Genomic DNA, 20,847 nt, shown 5'->3' with positions numbered 1-20,847 from the left:
CCTTTGTGTTCGTACTATCTTGGAATAAGAATTATTTTCAAGTACAACACGCAAGTGAAACCAGCTACAGGAAAGGAAGCAGCCCAAGCAGCTATATTGCTAAAAGAATATGGTTGCTTTGTGGGTGCAAGCGACCACAGTGTTAGTAAATCAGTGTATGGACATGACCCTGATGGAAATGAGTTTGAAATTATGTGGCTTTTGCCTAGAGACGCTTCGGGAGAGATGAAGCATCAAGCGATCGTTGCACCTTTGAATTTAGCGCAGGAAATGGAGACGTATAGTTTTTAGATAGTTTTTCAAACGAGGTACGCAAGTACAGAGAAAGCACAGGAGAAAAACAGAGGAGGGACAAAGTAAGCTTACGTTGCTCACAGCTTCGATAGAGGCGTTCCTATTTATTTGGTGCAGTAGCTCCTGGGTTATGTATTTGTTGCTACCACTTGGTGCTATCTCCATGTTAGACTTGGCAACAGATGATTCATAGACTACATGAGGCACATAAACGTACCACGTACTCTTAGCTTGTCCCTGATTCGGCTGAAGTGGCTGCACGAACGTCACTTTCCAATGGTCACCGCCATATCTTTGGGCATTACGATCAATAGACGAGACGCGAAATTGCTGAGATGCTTTGGCTTCATACCTGTCTTGTTCTGCTAAATTGGGTGCTTGTGTCCGCCAGTCTTGCTTGAAAGTTGTATTTATCCTCGCTCTGAGAGTGGCTGAGGTTGATGGAGCTTCTGATAATTGTACATGAGGTACATAAACGTACCACGTACTCTTAGCTTGTCCTTGATTAGGTTGAAGTGGCTGCACGAACGTCACTTTCCAGTGGTCGCCACCATATCTTTGGGTATTGCGATCAATAGACGAGACGCGAAATTGCTGAGATGTTTTAGCTTCATACTTGTCTTGTTCTGCTAAATTGGGTGCTTGTTCTCTCCAGTCTTGCTTGAAAGTTGTATTTATTCTCGTTCTTATAGTGATTGGCATTGATGCATCTCCTCATATCACAACTTGAAGCTTTGAAGCTTCAGTTATTTGTCAATTTATGACCTCAAACTATCACAAGTCATACTGAGGCGTTAAATATATCACAAATCTATTAAAGAGATATTAGTACGTAATACAATTTTACGTTTTCCAAAAAAGCTTCAACCTGGTAAATAAACTCACAAAACACGCAATCGTTAACGTATAAACCACACCTTTCAAAAAACCTATCAAGGGGGTCTGTGTAAACTGTAAAATGAACGGTTCAAGTTGAGTTAATCTAAGAATGGGCAACAGAAAATTAGCAAACGCGACATAGGCAATCATCGGATTTTGCCCATTATCTATTAACAATTGAAGAGATTTTCTGTGTTTAAAAATATCTATGAGTATAGTGAAGGTAATCAGGAGAAACAGTGCGATCGCCGTGGTAACAAAGTAGTAACTTAACGTAGAGGGGTCTTTCTTAATTCCATTCTCAAACGGTTCAAAGACTAAACCAAGTGCTAACCAATAAACAGCCCATTGGTAAAATGATTTCAGTAATCTTTCCGTGTCATTAGATGGATTGACAAATAAAAACCCGCTGATTAAACCAAGAACTGCGCTTAGTAACGTTGTTTGCCATACCCATCTAGCCTGTAAACCAATCAATAGACCCGAAGAAATAGCTAGCATTAATAGAATGATGCAATAAAAACGGGGTTTATTCCAGTTTTGTTTAATCTCCTCATCTCCCTCTTTGAGGACTGGTGTTTTCAGCCAAGTTAGAATTAAATCTCCTGCAACTGTCCCAGGAATAACAATAAACAAATACTTCAAATAATCAAATTGAAAAATCCAGGGAACAGGCGATGCTTTCCAAAATACAGCAATCCAACTTTCCTTAACAATAGCTGATAGCCGTAGAGCAATCAATAAGCCTAAAAATCCTAGACGTAACAACAAATTATTCTTAGTAAAAAACCAGGCTAGTGAACCAAAAACCGCCATATTTGTCAGGACGACTAAGATAATATCACTCCTTGAAAGCGAAAATCCACTTCCATCTGGATATCGGAGAAAAGAGACGAGGATAATTGCTGCTATGGAAGCACCAAGGGAAATCCATTTTGTGAACTGCCTAAATTTGAGGTTTACAGACAACCGAACAAACATCAAAAAAAGTATCAAGAAACCCAACAAAGCTATCCACCATGTTTGTTCGGTTGGTTTTTGATTTATCGTAAACGGTCTAATATGTTGAAGGAATATCGCAAATATTCCTAACAAAAACCCTCTTTTAAAAATGTATAAAAGAACTTGTTTTGTAGTGAATCCTTGAGCAAGGCGACTCGATAGCGCCAAGGGAATAGCTGTTCCCATACAAAACAAGAAAATTGGAAATACAGTATCTACCCAAGTTAACCCAGGCAGATTAGCATTAAAAGTATGGGTAGGTGGCGGCTCTTGAGCATGGTACATCCAAGCTGGCAAAATCTTGTACCTTATAGTCCCTGATAACACCATTCCTAAAATCGCAAATCCGCGCAGTGCATCTAAAGCATAGGCGCGTTTGGGGCTGGTAACAGTGATAGTATTCTTTTGTTCCATAGAACTTACCCATTTTAAGTTCTAGCATTTTGATCTACTCTTTGTTTGATGAAATCCTTCAGCTATTTCTAGCATTTGTTGAAATGAGATTTGTCCGTTTATCGGTATACGAGGAATTTCATAGTAGTTTTTTAAGCAGCCGTAATCTAGGATTTTATTATCGTATAGATAGCTTGATAAATAATATTTAGATGCATAGTATTGCACCTGTTTGTTATAAGCTCCATAAGGGTATGCAAAATGAGATGCTACTTTTTGTTGTGGGTCTAAGTCGGATGTACATTTTCTCAGTTTAATCTGGGCTTGCAATAGTTCCTTAATTAATTCCTCACGAGTCAGTAACGTTAAGTTTTTATGATTCAATCCATGAGATTGAATATCATAAAAACCTTTTTTCAAGCCATCTCTCAATTCCTGACATCCTATGTGAATTGAAGCGGTACTCCTTTGCCGATCTAAAGTGGCTGGATTGATAAATAAGACAACTTTTACTTTCTTCCCATATTTCTCTTCGAGCTTACTCAAAATGGGTAGTAAATTCGTGTATACTGTTTTATAACCATCATCAAATGAAATTAGGATAGGCTTTTGGTTCAAATGCTCCTTAGGAACTTTTTTTGATTTTTTTAAGAAAAAATCATATAAATCCTGAGTTGTTAAAAACCAATAATTATTACGGATTAAATACTCTAGAATTTTTTCTAAATCTTGCTTGGGGTAATGCATCACTCCTAGAGACGATTGAGGGGCAGAAGTTTTAGCATCAATGATGCCATGAAACCCCAAAATAGGAATGACAGGTACAGTGAAAATTAAATTTAGAACAGAAAAAAGAATTATAACAACTAGAACCAAACGTAAGGAAAAATTTTTATTTGTTTGAGAGTTCACTTTGATTCATTCAATTGAGCTAATCTGCTTGGAAACAGAGCCAGGTTTCTCTTAATTTAACTAGTTATGAACTAGTGGTACAGCGTATAGAAGTATCACGCTTCGCTTGACAAGCGCTTTCTTCATGTTGTCTGCCACTATTCAGCCTCCATGACCGCATATTCGGAAGCATCAAGGCTACACAACCCATCACAGCCAAAAGATGCATTGACAGTGGAAGGCGCATAGACCGTACTAATTCATAGGAGGCCTATAACCTGTCTCCAGGAAATTTAAGTAATGTATCTAAGTTTACGATAAATAGTGCCTTTTGCCTCAAGTTTGGCTCGTCTTTGTTGTCTGTCTTTTTGCTTATTCTAAATCTGCCATGCCTTAAGCCATTTATTCACAAATGTGTTGAAGAATTTTTTCACCTGATGCTTGCGACGCCACCGCTGGAAAGCGAGTTCATATTCTTCGCCTTTAGTTTGAAAAGTATTCCAGCCATCAAGACCTGCCGCTAATCCACAGCATAGCAAAATGTACAGTGACCAGGAAAGACCGCCACCACGCAGTAGATCCACGGACAACAAAAAGGCATTGACAATTGCATAATTACCAAAACGCTTCTTGAATTTACTTTGGCGGTAAGTGTTAAAAGCTTGCCGATGTTGTATTTCTCCTTGTTGTTCCAGCCAGTCTCGTTCTGCTTGTTTAAGTGTCTCTAGGGAGATTTCCAATTCTGCGGCAATTTCTAGCAGTTGCTCATAGGAGAATTCTTTGTCTTTGTCGTCAGCTTCAGTGGCGATCGCCAGATTGAGAATTTGCTGTATGTCTTCTTGGCTATAAGTCCGGGTTACTCTAGTCTCAAAAGCTGCCATAGTCTTTTTCTTTTATTTCTTTCAATAATAAACTTTTGTCCTATAGATGCATTACCACTATGCGATCGCCTACGGCGGGCGCTCTGCGCGTAAGTCCTGCGGACTGGCTACGCCGCCCGTTGGGCATTGGCGCAGAACGCGGCTCCCTCTGACAGCATCACATCAGCAATGCTCTCCCTACTACAGCAGTCCTAAATCATTTGTGGTTTCTCACAAATGAAAAATGACGAATGACTAAGGACAGCCTTCTCGTATCCCAGAGGCTGCGCGAACACGAAAAATCTCACAACTCAAATAGGATTGCTATATTTTTAGACTAGCAAATATAGCTGGTGATGTGATGGTGAGTTAGGGAAGTACCACAAATCTGGAATTTGGAAGGTTGCTAAACCAACCTTCCTCTGTTTAATTCCTTATACAGCGGTTTGCAACTGAGTGAGGTACACAAAGAAATAATGAACCACAGATGGACGAGCCAGCGCCTTGCACAGAGAAGTTGCAAGGAGGGTTTCCCTCCGGGCAAACTGAGCGCAAAGCGCACGCTACGCGTTAGCAAAGCTCCTCCGCAGGAGGCACGGGGGGTTCCCCCCGTTGTGGCGACTGGCGTACAGATGGACACAGATAAATTAGTACTTTATTCAGATGAGAAGCGCTGTATACGACAAGGAGTTGCAATTGCTATTTTGTATTAGTCCGCGTTGAAGATGCACACACTTCCTAGTCTTGCATTGAGAAATGAAATTAGGTTGAAAAAGTGTTGATTAAGGGAGCCTATTTGTTATACCAAGCTTGTCGCCACTTCTTCATTTGGTCAATCTCTGTCTGTTGTGAAGTCCTAATCTCTTGAGCCAATTGCTTAATCTCAGGACGCTTGGATTTACTCAAGGCATCCTTAGCCATTTCCACAGCACCTTCATGGTGAACAATCATTGCATTCATAAAGCGCATGTCGAATTCAGCATCAGCAGATCCCAAATCCTCAAGCATTTTCATACTTTTCTGTTGTTCTTTTGACATTGGTGCTACAGGTTTACCTTCGCCGCCATAGGCGACAGGTTCTGCGCTAGCTTTGGGATACCAAGCTTGTCGCCATTTCCGCAACAGCTCATTTTCTTCTCTATTTTGAGAAACAATAATATTGCGTGCCAGACTCTTAATCTCACGGCGTTGAGATTTTTGCTCGGCTTCTTTTGCCATAGCAATTGCTCCTTGGTGATGCAACCTCATCCCATCAATAAACCGTAAATCGTAATATTCATCTGCTGGACCTAAATCCATGCTGTGATTCATACTACTACCATGATGCATACCGCCGCCGTGGTTCATCTGCTGCTTGTCGTTAGCCTCAGTGGTAGTGGTATTTGGGGCTTGGGCTTGATTTTGGGAAGCAGTTGTAGAACAAGCTGTTAGGGATGCAAGTGCAACAAATGTGAATGCAAAAAAACCAGTTTTCCAAGAAATAGCTTGCATAGATTCGACATTCATCTAAGGAAGTGTTCTTCTACTATTTTGAAATCTCTAGTTAACTAGAGTGTCAACTACCTTGTCAAAGTAGCTGACCATTAAGGCAAGAACTGTACCAAATGTTTAGTATTGCAAACCAAAATGAAATTGGGATGAAATCCTTTTTACTCCTAAAACAGTTATACAGACGTAAATGAAATCAGCATGAAATCTGACTATTTAATTAGTAGGAAATACTCTTCATGCCATTAGCGGCTTGCAAATCTCAAAAAAAAATATTAGTACGTGAATTTTAACCATTTGTAACAAGCTCAATTCCTTTAGGTAACCTCACCTTACTTTGTCCTTAACCAAAAAATAGGAATATTTGCTTTGTAAGACCTGAAGTTTTCTGTTTAAGAACAGCAAATGCAAAATTTCAAGCGTAAACGATATCTCTTACTCAGCCTGCTGGTAGCAGCGGTCATAGTAGTAAGTGGTATCCAGTTAGCCAGCGCTAGGCTTGCTACTACTAGTCTTGTTGGTGACCTTTCTGATGGTGCAGCATTACTACCTACAGGTCAAGTTGTGACGCCAACAGCTGCACCAGGTTCCACTTTTACAATCCTTGATACTGATCGGCGCTCAGATGATAATGCAGCCGCAGCCGAAGCTGTAACAACTGCCCTCAGTTCAGACGGCAAAACCCTACTAGTTCTGACAAGCGGCTATAACTTGAATTTCCGGGATGAAAAAACCGGCGAATACTTTACTTATCCAGTGTTAGACCCTCAGACAGGGTTGCCAAGTACCATCACAACCCGGAAGGCAGAATGGGTATTTGTGTTTGATATCAGCAGCGGTAATTTGGTTAAGAAACAACAAATTAACATTCCTAACACTTACAATGGTTTGACTTGGGCACCAGACAATCAGCGCTTCTACGTCTCAGCCGGGATTGACGATCGCATCTACGTTTACAAAAACGACGGTAGTCAGTTCGTCCCAGATGCACCCTTCATCCTTCTAGGTCACAACACAGACCAAACTGCACCCTTTCCTAAGTATGATGGTGGGCTGTTAAAAGATTCCCCAGCTCAAGCGGCAGCAGGATCACAACAAATAACAACAGGCGCAGTTGTGGCAGGACTTGCCGTCAGTAAAGACGGCAAAACCTTAGTAGCTGCTAACTTTCAAAACGACTCTGTGTCGATTGTTGATACTGACACCCGGCAAGTACTCCAAGAAATAAAGTTTTTTGTACCAGGTAGCAAAGTCGCAACAGGGGAGTTTCCCTTTTATGTTGCAATTAAGAGTACAAAAAGCGGCGCCGCTGCTAAAGTCTTTGCAAGCAGCCAGCGCGACGACGAAGTATTGGCTGTTGACGTTACGACTCAGGCAGTAACCCGCATTTCTGTAGGTAGCCAACCTAACAAAATAAGACTTTCACCTGATGAAAGCCTACTGTATGTGGCTAACGGCAACAGTGACTCAGTTTCCGTCATCGACACAAGTAGTAATAAGGTCGTACAAATCATCAACTTATCTCGACCCAGGGATAAGTACAAAGGTGGCAACCCAAACTCTCTTGCTTTCAGCCCTGATGGTAAAACCCTCTACGTCACTTTGGGCGGTGAAAATGCTGTAGCGGTGGTGAACTTGAGAAACAGTCGGGTTATTGGGCGCATTCCCACAGGCTGGTATCCCAACTCCGTCAGTGTGAGTGACGATGGTACAACACTCTACGTCGTCAATGCTAAAGACAATGCTGGTCCCAACCCCTCTAACAGCAGAACTACGACAGCAGGGACAGCCCGTAACACAACGTTTAGAAACGAATATAACTGGGCGCTGGAAAAAGCAGGCATTGCGGTAATTCCAGTTCCAGATGCTGGCACTCTGGTTTCTCTATCGGAGCAAGTAGACGAAAATAACGGTTTCAAAAACCGTCGTCCCGACCCAACGATGGCTTTCTTGCGTAACCAGATCAAGCACGTTATCTACGTAGTTAAAGAAAATCGTACGTACGACCAAGTACTCGGCGATTTATCTGTTGGTAACGGCGACCCAGAACTCACTTTATTCCCACAAGCGATTTCTCCTAATCATCACAAGCTAGCACAGGACTTTGTCACTTTTGATAACTTCTATGATAGTGGTGAAACAAGTGGCGTGGGCTGGAACTGGTCTACCTATGGACGAACGACAGATTACACTGAGAAAACTCAGTCGGTGTCCTATGGCAACTCCTCCGATAGTGACGGTCTCACCTACGACTACGAGGGCACAAACCGTAACATCAACATTGCATTACCAGATTCCTCTAAACCTACACCACAATTGAGTACACGGGTTACGGAAATTCTCGATTCTTCTGGTAATTCTTCCATTTTGCCTGGTTCCAAAGACGTTAACGCTCCAGAAGGCGATGGCGAACTAGATTCAGATGCAGTTGGTGGCTATCTGTGGGATGCAGCGCTGCGTGCTGGCAAAACTGTCCGCAATTACGGCTTCTTCATCGATCTCGCCTATTACAGTACCAGTAACGCGCAAGTCGATCCCACAAAGTCCGATCCCAATAACCCACTCTACATCCCCATTTCCCCAACACCTTTTGCTGATAACATTCCCCAGTCACCAGTAGCCAAGGTCGTGTTGCAGGATAAAACTGACATCTATTTCCGAGGTTACGACCAGAAGCACCCAGATATTTATTTGTACAACGAATGGGCACGCGACATTGATAGCTATCTGGAGAAGAATGAGCTGCCCAACTTATCATTGGTACGTCTGCATCACGACCACTTTGGTAACTTCAACAGCGCTGTGGCTGGTTTGAATACTGCCGAGTTGCAAATGGCTGATAATGACTATGCTGTTGGCTTACTAGTGGAAAAAATCTCCAAGTCACCTTTGTGGAAAGACACAGCCATCTTTGTCATTGAAGATGACTCTCAGAACGGACCTGACCACGTCGATGGTCATCGCTCTGTCGCTTATGTCATTTCACCTTACACTAAGCGAAAAGTCCTTGTCAGCACCAACTACAACACTGTCAGTATGTTGCGAACAATGGAGGATATACTGGGGATTGGCTACCTAGGCATTAATGATGCCAATGCCACGCCGATGTCGGATGCATTCACTAGACAGCCCGACTTTACTTCTTACACAGCTGTTGTGCCTGGTAACTTGTGCCGCGAGCCTGTAGATCCAAGCCTCGTACCAGCTTGCAAAGATCCCAATGCACAAAAGAGCGCAGCTATTCCCTCCCGACATAACAAATCCTGGTGGGCGCAAGCAACCAAAAACTTCTTTTTTGGAGTTGAAGATAAGCTTGATCCTGAGAAATTTAACCGTGTGCTATGGGCTGGTATTAAAGGCGACAATATGCCTTATCCAACAGAGCGCAGTCATAACAACCTCCGCGAAAATCGAGCGCAACTGCTCGACAAATGGCGTTTGAGTGACACCCACCTTTCTGCTCTAGCAAATTAACGTTGTCCTCAAGGTGGAAATAGCCTAAAAGCCTTATCCTGTTAAGCTTTAAGCTAATACGGGGTATGTAGTAATCACTAAAGTGATTACTACATACATCTTTTGTCTAGAACCTAGCAGGCGTTGCCTTAGTGAGGTACTAGGGGCAACACAACCCAATCTCTAATCACTCTTAACCTATTGCTTGCCCAAAGTTAACTTAATTCATGCCTTGATATAACCTGTCCTTACTGAAAATATCTGTTAATTTTTGACATACTTGCAATCTAACAATAGATCTCACAATCGTTGTCTATAACGCTGAACTGGAATCGGAGCTTGATTAATGGTGCTAAATCGAGTGGGGCAAATCTCATTTGTCATTGCTGCTGTACTTTTAGGTTGGGGAGTGGAAATTGCGGCACAAGCTGCGCCGAAAACGCTAACAATTTATTCAGGGCGAGAAGAAAAAATTATGCGTCCCCTGATTCAAAAAGCTGAGAAAGATTTGGGGATACCTATTGAGGTGCGCTATGGCGACTCCACAGAATTAGCGATCGCTCTGCTCGAAGAAGGCAAAAATAGCCGTGCTGATGTGTTTTACGCTCAAGATGCAGGTTCCTTGGGAGCTGTCGCCAAGGAAGGGCGAACCCAGGTTCTCCCTGCTCAGTTACTGAACAAAGTTGAGCGGCAATTTCGCTCTCCCGCAGGGCAATGGGTTGGCATTTCTGGGCGATCGCGGGTGATTGATTACAACACTAAGCTTGTCAAAGCTAGCGAACTCCCAACAAGTGTCATGCAACTAACCGATCCCAAGTGGCGCGGTAAAGTCGGCTGGTCACCTACAAATGGTTCTTTCCAATCATTTGTAACTGCCATGCGGCTTATGCAAGGCGACCAAAAAACCCTAGCGTGGTTAAAAGCAATGAAAGGTAATGACGCCAAAGCTTATAGCGGCAATAGTGCCATTGTTGAGGCTTTGGGACGGGGAGAAATCGCTTTGGGGCTAGTGAATAACTATTATTTATATCGATTTACCAAAAACGATCCCAACTTTCCCGTAGCAATCCATCATACACGCGGTGATGCGGGAGCATTAATTAACGTGGCAGGTTTAGCAGTGCTAAATACAACCGACCAAAAAAGTGATGCGGAAAAGTTTGTTGCTTATATGCTTAACCCAGAGGTGCAAAAGTACCTCACTCAGGAGTTTTACGAGTATCCGTTGGTAAAAGGTATTCCAGTATCGCAAAAGCAAATTCCACTTGAGCAACTGCAATCTCCTCAGCTTGATCTGAGCAAATTATCAGATTTGAAAGGAACGCTCTCATTGCTCCAAGAAGCAGGTGTGTTGTAAATAGGGACGGGGGGACAGGGGGAAGTCTAATGAATCTCTTTTTTCCCTCCACTCCCTTCACCCCCTCCACTCCTCCACTTCCTGTGATCCCTACCAGAAGCTATGCAAGTTAGAGGCAGAAAAACTCATCAGCCACCTTTGTTTCTTGTAGGCGCAGCCTTACTGACGGCTTTGGCGATCGCGCTGCCTTTGACTTACCTAGTGATCAGGACGGCTGGTGTGGGCAAAGAACAGTTATTTGCCTTAGTCTCGCGTCCTCGCACGCTTGTAGTCTTACTAAACAGCGTTGGCATAGCCGTGGCAAGTACTTTATTTTCAACTGCGATCGCATTGCCACTAGCGTTTCTCACAATAAGGACGGATTTACCTTGGCGGCGATTTTGGCTGATTGCTACCACTTTACCTCTGGCAGTGCCTGACTATGTAGGTGGTTTTGCCTTGATTGCTGCTTTTGGACCAAAGGGTAGCTTGTTGCAACTTTGGCTAGAACCTTTGGGAGTGCAGCAGTTACCAGAAATCTACGGTTGGACTGGAGCAATTTTGGGACTCACTTTGTTTTCCTATCCATATTTACTGCTGAGTATCCAGGCTGGGTGGCAAGGCATCGATCCAGCAATTGAGGAAGCTGCAAAGAGTTTGGGTTATAACCAACGGGAAACCTTTTTTCGTATCATACTGCCTGCTTTGCGTCCGTCAATTGTGGCAGGGGGATTACTAGTCGCCTTAAATGCCTTGCAGGATTTTGGGACAACTTCAGTGATGCGGTTTGATACATTTACGCGAGTCATTTTTCTGCAATACAGATATACATTTGATCGCAATCAAGCGGCGGCTTACGCTTTGATGCTAGTGGGTTTGGTATTGCTGCTGTTGTGGTTAGAATACAAAGCACAATCCCGATCTGCCTACTACAGTCGTAATACTAAGTCCTACCGTCTGCCAGCATTGATTCATCTCGGTGTTTGGAAAGTGCCTGCAATTTTGTTTTGCTTCGCCGTGGCTAGCCTGGGTTTATTGTTACCAATAGGTGTCATTTTGTTCTGGCTAGTGCGAGGATTCACAGGCACAGCGGTGGATGAGATTGTATCTTTACCACAATTGATGCAATTAGCTTGGCACTCGACGGTAGCGGCGGGATTAGCAGCGATAATATCCACCCTTTGCGCCTTGCCAGTGGCAATCCTCTCAGTCCGTTTTCCAAGCCGCATCACGACCGCCATTGAGCGCACAAGCTACATCGGCTTTGGCTTACCTGGAATTGTGGTGGCATTGTCCCTCGTATTTTGGGGAGCAAATTACCTGCCTTGGTTGTATCAAACTTTGCCAATGCTGGTCTTTGCTTACTTGGTGTTATTTGTTTCCCAGTCTGTAGGAACTGTAAGAAGTTCGCTGCTTCAAGTCAACCCCCAATTAGAAGAATCGGCACAAAGTTTAGGCAGAACTCCTTGGCAAACTCTGATAGAAATTACGTTGCCACTTGTGAGTCCGGGGGTGCTAGGTGGAGCAGCTTTGGTGTTTCTGACAGCAATTAAGGAATTACCAGCAACGTTGCTCTTAGCTCCAATTGGCTTTAATACCCTAGCTACGCATATCTGGAAAGCGACTGAGAGTGTTTCCTACAGTGATGCTGCTGCTGGCGCACTCGTCATGCTGGTGATTTCGATGAGTTCTACGTTGTTGGTGTTGTCTCAAAGTCGCTACAAAACACTCTCGATAGAGGCACGCCGTAGCTTGCAAAGGGAGGTTGATTAACAGTGTTCAGTTATCAGTGAAAGGAGGTTGAGCGCGTTTTATGATGCCATTGGCAATTTTACGTTTGGAGAATGTGACTCTAAAGTTTTCCCAAGCTGCCCCTGTTGTTAATAGGGTAACTTTGGCATTGCCACCAGGAGATGTGCTGGGGTTACTTGGACCTTCTGGATGCGGGAAAACCACGCTCCTGCGAATTATTGCCGGATTTGAATCACCGCAAGCGGGAACTGTGGAAATCGCTGGGCAGCTTGTCGCAGGTCATGGTAAGTGGGTTCCACCAGAGCAGAGGTATGTGGGGATCGTATTTCAAGACTATGCCTTATTCCCACATTTATCAGTAGCAGAGAATGTTGCTTTTGGCTTGCGGTTTGCTAAAACCATTCGGCGGGAACGGGTGGCAGAGTTGCTGGCATTGGTGAGACTCACAGGACTGGAAAAGCGCTATCCTCACGAGTTGTCTGGTGGTCAGCAACAGCGGGTAGCACTTGCCCGTGCTTTAGCTGCACAACCTAAACTCTTACTATTGGATGAACCACTGAGCAATTTAGATGTACAAGTGCGGCTGAAATTGCGGGAGGAAGTGTTAGAAATTCTCAAAGCAAAGGAGATTTCAGGTATTTTTGTGACTCATGACCAACAAGAAGCACTGGCGATCGCTGACCAAGTTGCAGTCATGCGCCAAGGTTCCTTAGAGCAAATAGGAACGCCAGAAGAAATTTACCGACATCCAGCCTCTCGCTTTGTCGCGGAGTTTGTTACCCAAGCAAACTTTCTTCCAGCTAGGCGTAGAGGACATCTATGGGAAACTGAGATTGGATGTTTTGCACTGCAACAGGATTCCAAAGACAATATTCATCCTTTTGCAGACAAAGGAGATTTGATGATCCCAGAAGAGGACATCATTTTGCAGCCAGATCAGAATGGTTCAGTTGCAATTGAGACGCGCCGCTTTTTGGGTCGCGACTATCGGTACTGCTTGCGAACTCCTTCTGGGAAGAAGTTATATGCACGAACACCAGCCACCCTAGCCCTGCCAATTCATACACGAGTGAAGTTGTCTGTGGTTGGGCATTCGTTGAAAATTTTTCCCACTGCTAAGGCAACTGCATTTTAAAGGTGTTGGATAACAATAAACCATAACTGTGAGGTCTGAAATTTTATGAATTGGGAAATCTTTCTTGCCAGTTTTGCGGGATCTTTGATTGAATTGGTCGAAATTCTTGGCATAGTCATCGTGGTTGGTAGGGTAGCAGGCTGGCGTAATGCCCTAGTTGGTTCAGGCAGTGGCATTGGTTTGACTGTGCTTGTCTCGCTCATCTTCGGGAAAAGTTTAACGCTTATCCCTATAGATATTTTGAGGATTGTTGCGGGAGGTTTTCTGCTGGCATTTGGGCAGAAGTGGACGCGATCAGTTGTTAAGTACTATGGCGGCATTCCTAAGAAAAAGCGTGGAGATGACGAAGAAGAGAGGCTGGAAGCGAAACTGGCAAGCGAAGGCGACCAATCTGGCTGGAACTGGTTTGCTGTTGTCACCACCTTCAAGGGTGCGCTGTTGGATAGTGTAGAGGTGGCGATCGCAGTCGTCACGTTAGGTGCTACAGGTGGCAAATGGATAGAATCTATTAGTGGTGCAATAATAGCGGCATTTGGGTTAGTTGTGGTTGCATTCTTATTTAGAACCCCACTTAATAAAGTGCCAGTCAAGGCAATGAAGTTTGTAGCTGCAATGCTGCTGATGGGATTTGGCATCTACTGGCTGTGTGAAGGACTGAATGTAGAGTTGCCTGGTGGCGACTGGGCAATTATCTGGTTACCCTTTGCTTGGGGTTCTTTCATGGCTATGACTGCTACATTTTTGCGCTGGCGAGTTGGGTTGCACAAGCCAGAGGAAATTGTCAGTTAAAAGGCAATACGGTTGCTGATAAAACCAGAAGTTTTAGCCGGACACCAATAGAACTCTTGCACTCATTCATTAGTCTCAAAACCAGGTATAAAGACTGTTTTACTTCTGTATTCTGATACCATTTCACGAAATTCTTGATACAAATCTGTAGTGTAGAGACGCGCCATGGCGCGTCTCTACAGAATTGAAATGTATCGGGATTAACGTGAAATGGTATGACTTCTGAATTCTGTTGTCATTTATGCTGCCCGACTTAACTACCCTTTAGGGAAGTGAGGGGGCAGCATTATTATTAAACCTCTTGCAAAAGTCAATTTTCTGAAAAAAACCACAGATGGACACAGATGGACACAGATAATTTATCTGCGTTTATCTGCGTGCATCTGCGGTTCTAAATATCCATTAATTATATTTTTGCAAGAAGTCTATTTAAATTTCCTTTAAAAACTGACTCAACTCCTCTTGACCCTCTAGCTGACTAGAGAATTTAAGATAAATTCAAGATAAAACACGATGCAATAAGACTGTGTTGCTCGTGAGTACATACTCTTAAATATCAAGCAATTGGCATTATGACACGACAACTTCAAGTCCCCAATATGGCTTGTTCTGCTTGTGCAGACACTATCACCAAAGCTGTTAAAGCAATTGATTCCAATGCTATAGTTCAAGCCGATTCTAAAACCAAAATTGTCTCAGTGGAAAGTAGCGCTTCTGATACAGCAATCAAGGAAGCAATTACGCAAGCAGGATATACAGTTGCCTAATTTTTAACATCTACCACTCTTTTTAGAAAGGGTGCGAAGGAGTTCGCAAAATGGATACCCTCACACTGAAACTGCGAGGCATGAGTTGTGCCTCATGTGCTAGAAATGTCGAAGAAGCGATTCTCTCTGTTCCTGGAGTCGTTGATGGTAACGTCAACTTTGGTGCAGAACAAGCGACTATCAAGTATGACCCAAGAAAAACGAGTTTAGAAACAATTCAGCAAGCTGTAGAGGATGCAGGATACTCAGCTTATTCTCTGCAAGAACAAGAAATGATCACGGGAGAATCGGATGCCGAAAAAGCTTCCCGGAGTGCTGAAGAACGCAACCTTACCCGCAAAGTTTGGGTAGGAGGCATTATCAGTATCATACTTGTACTTGGTTCGCTGCCAATGATGACAGGACTTGTCTTGCCCTTCATTCCAACTTGGCTGTCTAATCAATGGTTGCAATTGGTACTGACTGCACCCGTACAGTTTTGGTGTGGATACAGGTTTTATATAAATGCCTGGAAAGCCTTGAAACGTCATGCTGCAACAATGGATACCCTAATTGCACTAAGTACGAGTGCCGCGTATTTCTATTCTTTGTTTGCGACGCTTTTTCCCAGTTTCTTAATCAATCAAGGGTTAATGCCAGAGGTGTATTATGAAACAGCCGCAGTCGTTATCACACTGATTCTACTGGGGAAACTTCTAGAAAATCGTGCTAAAGGTCAGACGAGTGATGCCATTCGCCAACTCATTGGTTTACAAGCAAGAGATGCCAGAGTCATCCGTAATGGTAAAGAAATTGCTGTTCCCATTCAAGAAGTTCAAATTGGGGATGTGATTTTGGTTCGTCCGGGTGAAAAAATTCCCGTTGATGGCAAAGTGATAGAAGGTTCTTCTACCGTTGATGAGTCTATGGTGACGGGCGAAAGTGTACCAGTTAAGAAGCAACCATCAGACGAAGTTATAGGAGCGACAATTAACAAAACGGGTAGCTTTAAGTTCCAGGCAACGAGAGTAGGAAAAGATACCGTTTTGGCTCAAATTGTCCAACTCGTGCAACAAGCTCAAGGCTCAAAAGCTCCTATTCAAAGATTAGCAGACTCTGTGACAGGATGGTTTGTGCCAGCGGTCATTGCTATTGCGATCGCGACTTTCATTATCTGGTTTAACATCATGGGTAACTTGACACTTGCCCTGATGACAACAGTCGGTGTGTTGATTATCGCTTGTCCCTGTGCTTTGGGTTTAGCGACACCCACTTCTGTGATGGTGGGTACAGGTAAAGGAGCAGAAAACGGTATTTTAATCAAAGGGGCAGAAAGTTTAGAACTAGCACACAAAATTCAAACAATTGTGCTGGATAAAACTGGAACTTTGACACAAGGTAAACCCACTGTCACCGATTATGTCACTGTCAACGGTACTAAAGATCGTAATGAGTTAAAACTGTTGCGGTTAGCCGCATCGGTTGAAAGAAATTCTGAGCATCCTTTGGCTGAAGCAGTTGTAAGGTATGCTCAATCACAAGAAGTGGATTTGCTTGACGCGCAGCAATTTGAGGCAATTGCCGGGAGTGGCGTGCAAGCTATTGTTTCTGAGCAATTGGTACAAATTGGCACACAACGCTGGATGCAAGAATTGGGAATTCATACTGATACCCTCCAAAAACACAAAGATGCTTTGGAAGCTTCAGGGAAAACTGCTGTTTGGATTGCCATAGATGGTGAAATGCAAGGGTTAATGGGTATTGCTGATGCCCTCAAACCTTCTAGTGAAGCTGCTGTGAGAGCTATACGTAAGATGGGTTTACAGGTTGTGATGTTGACAGGAGATAACCGCAAAACCGCTGAGGCGATCGCTCAACAAGTTGGTATTACTCGGGTTTTTGCTGAAGTTCGACCTGATCACAAAGCCCAAACAATACAACAGTTACAAGCAGAAGGAAAACTGGTGGCAATGGTAGGTGATGGGATCAATGATGCACCTGCGTTGGCTCAGGCAGATGTGGGAATTGCCATTGGCACAGGCACAGATGTTGCAATTGCCGCCAGCGATATCACACTCATTTCTGGAGACTTACAAGGCATTGTCACCGCGATTCAACTCAGCCGCGCCACAATTCGCAACATTCGCCAAAATCTCTTCTTTGCCTTTATTTACAACGTTATTGGGATTCCCATTGCTGCCGGAATTTTGTTTCCCGTCTTTGGCTGGTTACTCAACCCGATTATTGCCGGAGGCGCGATGGCTTTTAGCTCTGTGTCTGTTGTTACTAATGCTTTGCGTTTACGCAACTTCCGTCCCAAACCTATCTAATTTAATGGAGATGTCTAGTAAATGTTGAACCAAAGTAAAATTTTAGGAAGCATTGCTGCGGGACTTTTGTTTGCTATGACATCAGGCGTAGCCCAAGCGCAAATGCCAGCACATTCGCCAGAGAATACCAGTCAATTTCGTCGCATTGAGCAACCTTTGGTATTAAAAATTGCTGTAACTTTGGGTGGAGGAGCGTTAATTGGATTAGAACTGTGGTGGTTTCTTTTGAGTAAAACCCAAGGCGGCAAAGCCTAGTTTAACCTCACTTTCCAGTGATGGAAGCGTACATCCCGCGACTACAGCATCACATGGCGGGGTTATGCGGCGATGCGATCGCTATACTTCGGGCAATGTCTATGACAAGCCGCTTTGCGTCTACGCAATTATTTAGACATCTCCAGAAATTAATTGTGCGTTGTCTACAACCTTTGTAGAGACGCGCCATGGCGCGTCTCTACATTCTTTTTCGGAGATGTCTTTTGTATTTGGGCTTGACAAAATTTTGAGTACTATAGGACTCCTATTTGATTTTTGAACGACACGTAAGGTGGGCAGTGCGAACGCAAAACCCGGATGTAGTCAGCAAAATACGATAAGCACTGCCCACCCTACAATACTTAAGATTTTTCATAAATCATTTAGGATTGCTATAGCGCACATCCTAATATCATGTCCGGTTGAATAATTGTGTGAAAATTTGTAGTAAGGACTTTAGTCGTTGTTCCCGTGGAAAAGGACTCTTGTCCTTACTACACAAAAGTTTTATGATAAGCAATTTACCGGACATAATATAACTTGTCGCTACTGGTTTGTTTCTATTCTTGCCGTCCACACTGGTAACTAATTATAGTTGCTCAAAACTGGGAGTTGGCGACTCACCTCGCAGTCCCTTGCGGCGCTGGTTTTTAGGAACTCCTCCCGCCATGCCATACTCCACACTGCTTTTGCCATATCGAGTCGCAACTCCTAACAGCATATGTTCTGCCATATCTGCCAACTCGCGCTCTGCTTGGAGCATTTCACTGTATAACTTATCCAGGTTAGAAAGGGCACTGTTGTATGCATTCTCTCTACTTCGCATCCTCTCTATGAGAGTTGAGAAGGTAGGCTGGGTGAGTCCATTGCCTAAATCTAAATTCGGATCTATTGAGTTGATGCCAGCCGCCCGACGCACTGCTTTTTCTAACACCTGGGAGCTTCTTTTTTTACGAGCCATGATATACACCTTGTCATACAGTACGGTTAATATTCTTTACTTTAAAAAACTGACCTGTTAATCAGCCTGAGAGTATTCCGCTAAATCTGCAATGGCTTTTGCTACATAGTTATAGTTGTTATGAGTACGTGATTTACTGAAATGAGAAAGCAATATGCCTTTTTGCTTGCGGAAAACACCAAAATGAGTACATGATTTACTGAAATGAGAAAGCAATATGCCTTTTTGCTTGCGGAAAACACTAAAATGAGTACGTGATTTACTGAAATGAGAAAGCATTTAAGCATAATGAGAAAGCAATATGCCTTTTTGCTTGCTAAATCTACTGAAATGAGTACGCGATCTACTGAAATGAGAAAGCATTTAAGCATAATGAGAAAGCAATATGCCTTTTTGTTTGCTAAATCTACTGAAATGAGAAAGCAATTAGGCATTTTGAGAAAGCATTTAAGCATAATGAGAAAGCAATATGCTTAAATGCTTATTGAAATCGACTTGATCTATTTTCCTGATGCAGTGAGCAGTTATGGCGATCGTCTGCGCCAACTCACTCAGAATCAGCGAACTCGTTTATGGTTACAATTCTTTAGAAACAGCTTTAAGCTCCTCCTAAAATGATTTTGGGTCAGCTTGAAAGCAGTTTTTGCATCTGCTCTTTCAAATCCCGAATTTTGTCATCATTTGGGGCGATATCTAATGACCGGTTAAATGACACCAATGCTGCTTGGTAACACTGGAGGGCTTGATCATCATGAGATAAGTCTTTAAGTAAGTTACCCAACTTCCGTAGCGCAACCCCCTTGTTGTTGTGAGCATAGACGTAATTGGGAGCAAGTGTCAGAGCAGTATCGTAGGATGCAATCGCTTGCTCGTACGTAGTCAGTGCTTGTGTGTGCTGCGATAAGCTCGACTGTAGGTCTGCCAATCTTCCTAGCGCAGTCCCCTTGTTGTTGTGAGCACCCACGTCATTGGGAGCAAGTGTCAGAGCAGTATCGTAGGATGCAATAGCTTGCTCGTACGTCGAGAGTGCTTGTGTGTGCTGCGATAAGCTCGACTGTAGGTCTGCCAAACTTTGTAGCGCAAGCCCCTTGTTGTTGTGAGCATAGACGGAATTGGGAGCAAGTGTCAGAGCAGTATCGTAGGATGCAATAGCTTGCTCGTACGTAGTCAGTGCTTGTGTGTGCTGCGATAAGCTCGACTGTAGGTCTGCCAATCTTTTTAGCGCAATCCCCTTGTTGTTGTGAGCACCCACGTCATTGGGAGCAAGTGTCAGAGCAGTATCGTAGGATGCAATAGCTTGCTCGTACGTAGTCAGTGCTTGTGTGTGCTGCGATAAGCTCGACTGTAGGTCTGCCAAACTTTGTAGCGCAAGCCCCTTGTTGTTGTGAGCATAGACGTAATTGGGAGCAAGTGTCAGAGCAGTATCGTAGGATGCAATAGCTTGCTCGTACGTAGTCAGTGCTTGTGTGTGCTGCGATAAGCTCGAGTGTAGGTCTGCCAATCTTTGTAGCGCAAGCCCTTTGTTGTTGTGAGCATACACGTAATTGGGAGCAAGTGTCAGAGCAGTATCGTAGGATGCAATGGCTTGCTCGTACCTAGAGAGTGCTTGTGTGTGCTGCGATAAGCTCGAGTGTAGGTCTGCCAATCTTTGTAGCGCATTCCCTTTGTTGTTGTGAGCATCCACGTAATTGAGAGCATATGTCAGAGCAGTATCGTAGGATGCAATCGCTTGCTCGTACCTAGAGAGTGCTTGTGTGTGCTGCGATAAGCTCGACTGTAGGTTTGCCAAACTTTCTAGCGCAAGCCCCTTGTTGTTGTGAGTTACAGTATCATCGGGAGTCAGGCGCAGTTGTAGATCGTAAGCAGCGATCGCTTCCAAATATTCCTGTTCTGCTTCCTGATATAGAGATAATGTGACAAAGTAATCACCTTCAGCATATGAAACTCTTCCTAACTGAAAAATGCTTTGAATTATTAACTCGTTTCTAACTTCTAATAAACTGCGACATTGCTCATAGCGACTCTGCTTTAAAGCTTCCTCAAACTTTTCTACCCACTCATTCACACCCCGTTGCCAATCTAAGCGATTAGCATGATAAATCGCTTCTGCCACTTCTCCAAGCTGGCGGTAGTACGTTTCTAACTCTGTATGTGCCTGCTGATGAATTGTTTTAATTTCTTCCTGATTTGATTCGTAATCTAAGCGTCGAACCAAATCATGGATACGATACCAATTCTGACCCCGTTGCTGCGCCTCCCAAACAAAGGAAAACTCTGTAAGAA

19 protein-coding genes are annotated in these 20,847 nt (G+C 43.6%); 12 read left to right on the top strand and 7 right to left on the bottom strand.

The genetic code is table 11. From position 1 onward, the window contains the following. The first annotated feature begins 54 nt into the window (after positions 1–54). Positions 55–291, top strand: a complete 237-nt coding sequence (locus MAS10914_RS30005; protein ID WP_017316007.1) for a VOC family protein — start codon at positions 55–57, stop codon at positions 289–291. Here MAS10914_RS30005 and MAS10914_RS34915 read toward each other — a convergent pair. The 4 genes from MAS10914_RS34915 to MAS10914_RS0111095 all read right to left on the bottom strand — a co-directional run bounded on the left by MAS10914_RS34915 (position 259) and on the right by MAS10914_RS0111095 (position 4,340). Continuing rightward, positions 259–996 carry a hypothetical protein gene (locus MAS10914_RS34915; protein WP_017316006.1) on the bottom strand — a complete coding sequence of 246 codons (738 nt, stop codon included), beginning with the start codon at positions 994–996 and terminating at the stop codon, positions 259–261. The two genes, MAS10914_RS30005 and MAS10914_RS34915, sit on opposite strands and share 33 nt — an antisense overlap. 141 nt (positions 997–1,137) lie before the next feature. Then, positions 1,138–2,589: a DUF5009 domain-containing protein gene (locus tag MAS10914_RS0111105; RefSeq protein ID WP_017316005.1), complete on the bottom strand. Its 1,452-nt coding sequence runs from the start codon at positions 2,587–2,589 to the stop codon at positions 1,138–1,140. 21 nt (positions 2,590–2,610) lie between these two features. Then, positions 2,611–3,480 (bottom strand): polysaccharide deacetylase family protein, encoded by an 870-nt coding sequence (locus MAS10914_RS0111100; RefSeq protein ID WP_017316004.1) that lies wholly within the window; start codon positions 3,478–3,480, stop codon positions 2,611–2,613. Positions 3,481–3,836: 356 nt separating this feature from the next. Beyond that, complete coding sequence (locus MAS10914_RS0111095) at positions 3,837–4,340, bottom strand: 2TM domain-containing protein (protein ID WP_017316003.1); 504 nt, start codon at positions 4,338–4,340, stop codon at positions 3,837–3,839. A 46-nt stretch (positions 4,341–4,386) separates the two neighbouring features. Between MAS10914_RS0111095 and MAS10914_RS34100 the strand changes: the two genes are divergently transcribed. Both MAS10914_RS34100 and MAS10914_RS0111090 read left to right on the top strand, forming a co-directional pair. After that, a complete protein-coding gene (locus MAS10914_RS34100) occupies positions 4,387–4,560 on the top strand; it encodes a hypothetical protein (RefSeq protein WP_156818132.1) in 174 nt (57 codons plus the stop codon). 235 nt (positions 4,561–4,795) lie between these two features. Continuing rightward, complete coding sequence (locus MAS10914_RS0111090; protein WP_017316002.1) at positions 4,796–5,032, top strand: hypothetical protein; 237 nt, start codon at positions 4,796–4,798, stop codon at positions 5,030–5,032. 79 nt (positions 5,033–5,111) lie between these two features. Here MAS10914_RS0111090 and MAS10914_RS0111085 read toward each other — a convergent pair whose 3' ends face one another. Continuing rightward, positions 5,112–5,825: a DUF305 domain-containing protein gene (locus tag MAS10914_RS0111085; RefSeq protein WP_017316001.1), complete on the bottom strand. Its 714-nt coding sequence runs from the start codon at positions 5,823–5,825 to the stop codon at positions 5,112–5,114. Between the two features lie 387 nt (positions 5,826–6,212). Between MAS10914_RS0111085 and MAS10914_RS0111080 the strand changes: the two genes are divergently transcribed. From MAS10914_RS0111080 to MAS10914_RS35475, 9 genes are all read left to right on the top strand, one after another. After that, the gene (locus tag MAS10914_RS0111080) at positions 6,213–9,281 is read left to right on the top strand and encodes a beta-propeller fold lactonase family protein (protein WP_017316000.1); all 3,069 of its coding nucleotides are present in this window, start codon (positions 6,213–6,215) and stop codon (positions 9,279–9,281) included. A gap of 325 nt (positions 9,282–9,606) precedes the next feature. Beyond that, positions 9,607–10,617, top strand: coding sequence for an iron ABC transporter substrate-binding protein (locus tag MAS10914_RS0111075; protein ID WP_017315999.1), 1,011 nt, complete (start codon positions 9,607–9,609; stop codon positions 10,615–10,617). Positions 10,618–10,719: 102 nt separating this feature from the next. Then, entirely contained in the window at positions 10,720–12,369 is a 1,650-nt protein-coding gene (locus MAS10914_RS0111070; RefSeq protein WP_017315998.1) for an ABC transporter permease, read from the top strand. Between the two features lie 43 nt (positions 12,370–12,412). After that, positions 12,413–13,483, top strand: a complete 1,071-nt coding sequence (locus MAS10914_RS0111065) for an ABC transporter ATP-binding protein (protein ID WP_017315997.1) — start codon at positions 12,413–12,415, stop codon at positions 13,481–13,483. Between the two features lie 45 nt (positions 13,484–13,528). Then, positions 13,529–14,272, top strand: coding sequence for a COG4280 domain-containing protein (locus MAS10914_RS0111060; protein WP_017315996.1), 744 nt, complete (start codon positions 13,529–13,531; stop codon positions 14,270–14,272). A gap of 572 nt (positions 14,273–14,844) precedes the next feature. Then, the gene (locus MAS10914_RS0111055) at positions 14,845–15,039 is read left to right on the top strand and encodes a heavy-metal-associated domain-containing protein (protein ID WP_017315995.1); all 195 of its coding nucleotides are present in this window, start codon (positions 14,845–14,847) and stop codon (positions 15,037–15,039) included. A gap of 50 nt (positions 15,040–15,089) precedes the next feature. Further along, positions 15,090–17,348 (top strand): heavy metal translocating P-type ATPase, encoded by a 2,259-nt coding sequence (locus MAS10914_RS0111050; RefSeq protein WP_017315994.1) that lies wholly within the window; start codon positions 15,090–15,092, stop codon positions 17,346–17,348. 21 nt (positions 17,349–17,369) lie between these two features. Then, complete coding sequence (locus tag MAS10914_RS0111045) at positions 17,370–17,603, top strand: hypothetical protein (RefSeq protein ID WP_017315993.1); 234 nt, start codon at positions 17,370–17,372, stop codon at positions 17,601–17,603. A 20-nt stretch (positions 17,604–17,623) separates the two neighbouring features. After that, positions 17,624–17,782, top strand: coding sequence for a hypothetical protein (locus MAS10914_RS35475; RefSeq protein ID WP_232224143.1), 159 nt, complete (start codon positions 17,624–17,626; stop codon positions 17,780–17,782). Between the two features lie 410 nt (positions 17,783–18,192). Here MAS10914_RS35475 and MAS10914_RS29995 read toward each other — a convergent pair whose 3' ends face one another. Continuing rightward, positions 18,193–18,564, bottom strand: coding sequence for a hypothetical protein (locus MAS10914_RS29995; protein ID WP_017315992.1), 372 nt, complete (start codon positions 18,562–18,564; stop codon positions 18,193–18,195). 625 nt (positions 18,565–19,189) lie between these two features. After that, positions 19,190–20,847: tetratricopeptide repeat protein (locus MAS10914_RS29990; RefSeq protein ID WP_033365117.1), on the bottom strand; the 1,658-nt coding region annotated here is incomplete at its 5' end.

The organism is Mastigocladopsis repens PCC 10914 (assembly GCF_000315565.1).
In the GTDB taxonomy this organism is placed as follows: Bacteria; Cyanobacteriota; Cyanobacteriia; order Cyanobacteriales; family Nostocaceae; genus Mastigocladopsis; species Mastigocladopsis repens.
Note: the sequence above shows the minus strand (reverse complement) of the source record. Positions and strands in the feature narration are given on the sequence as shown.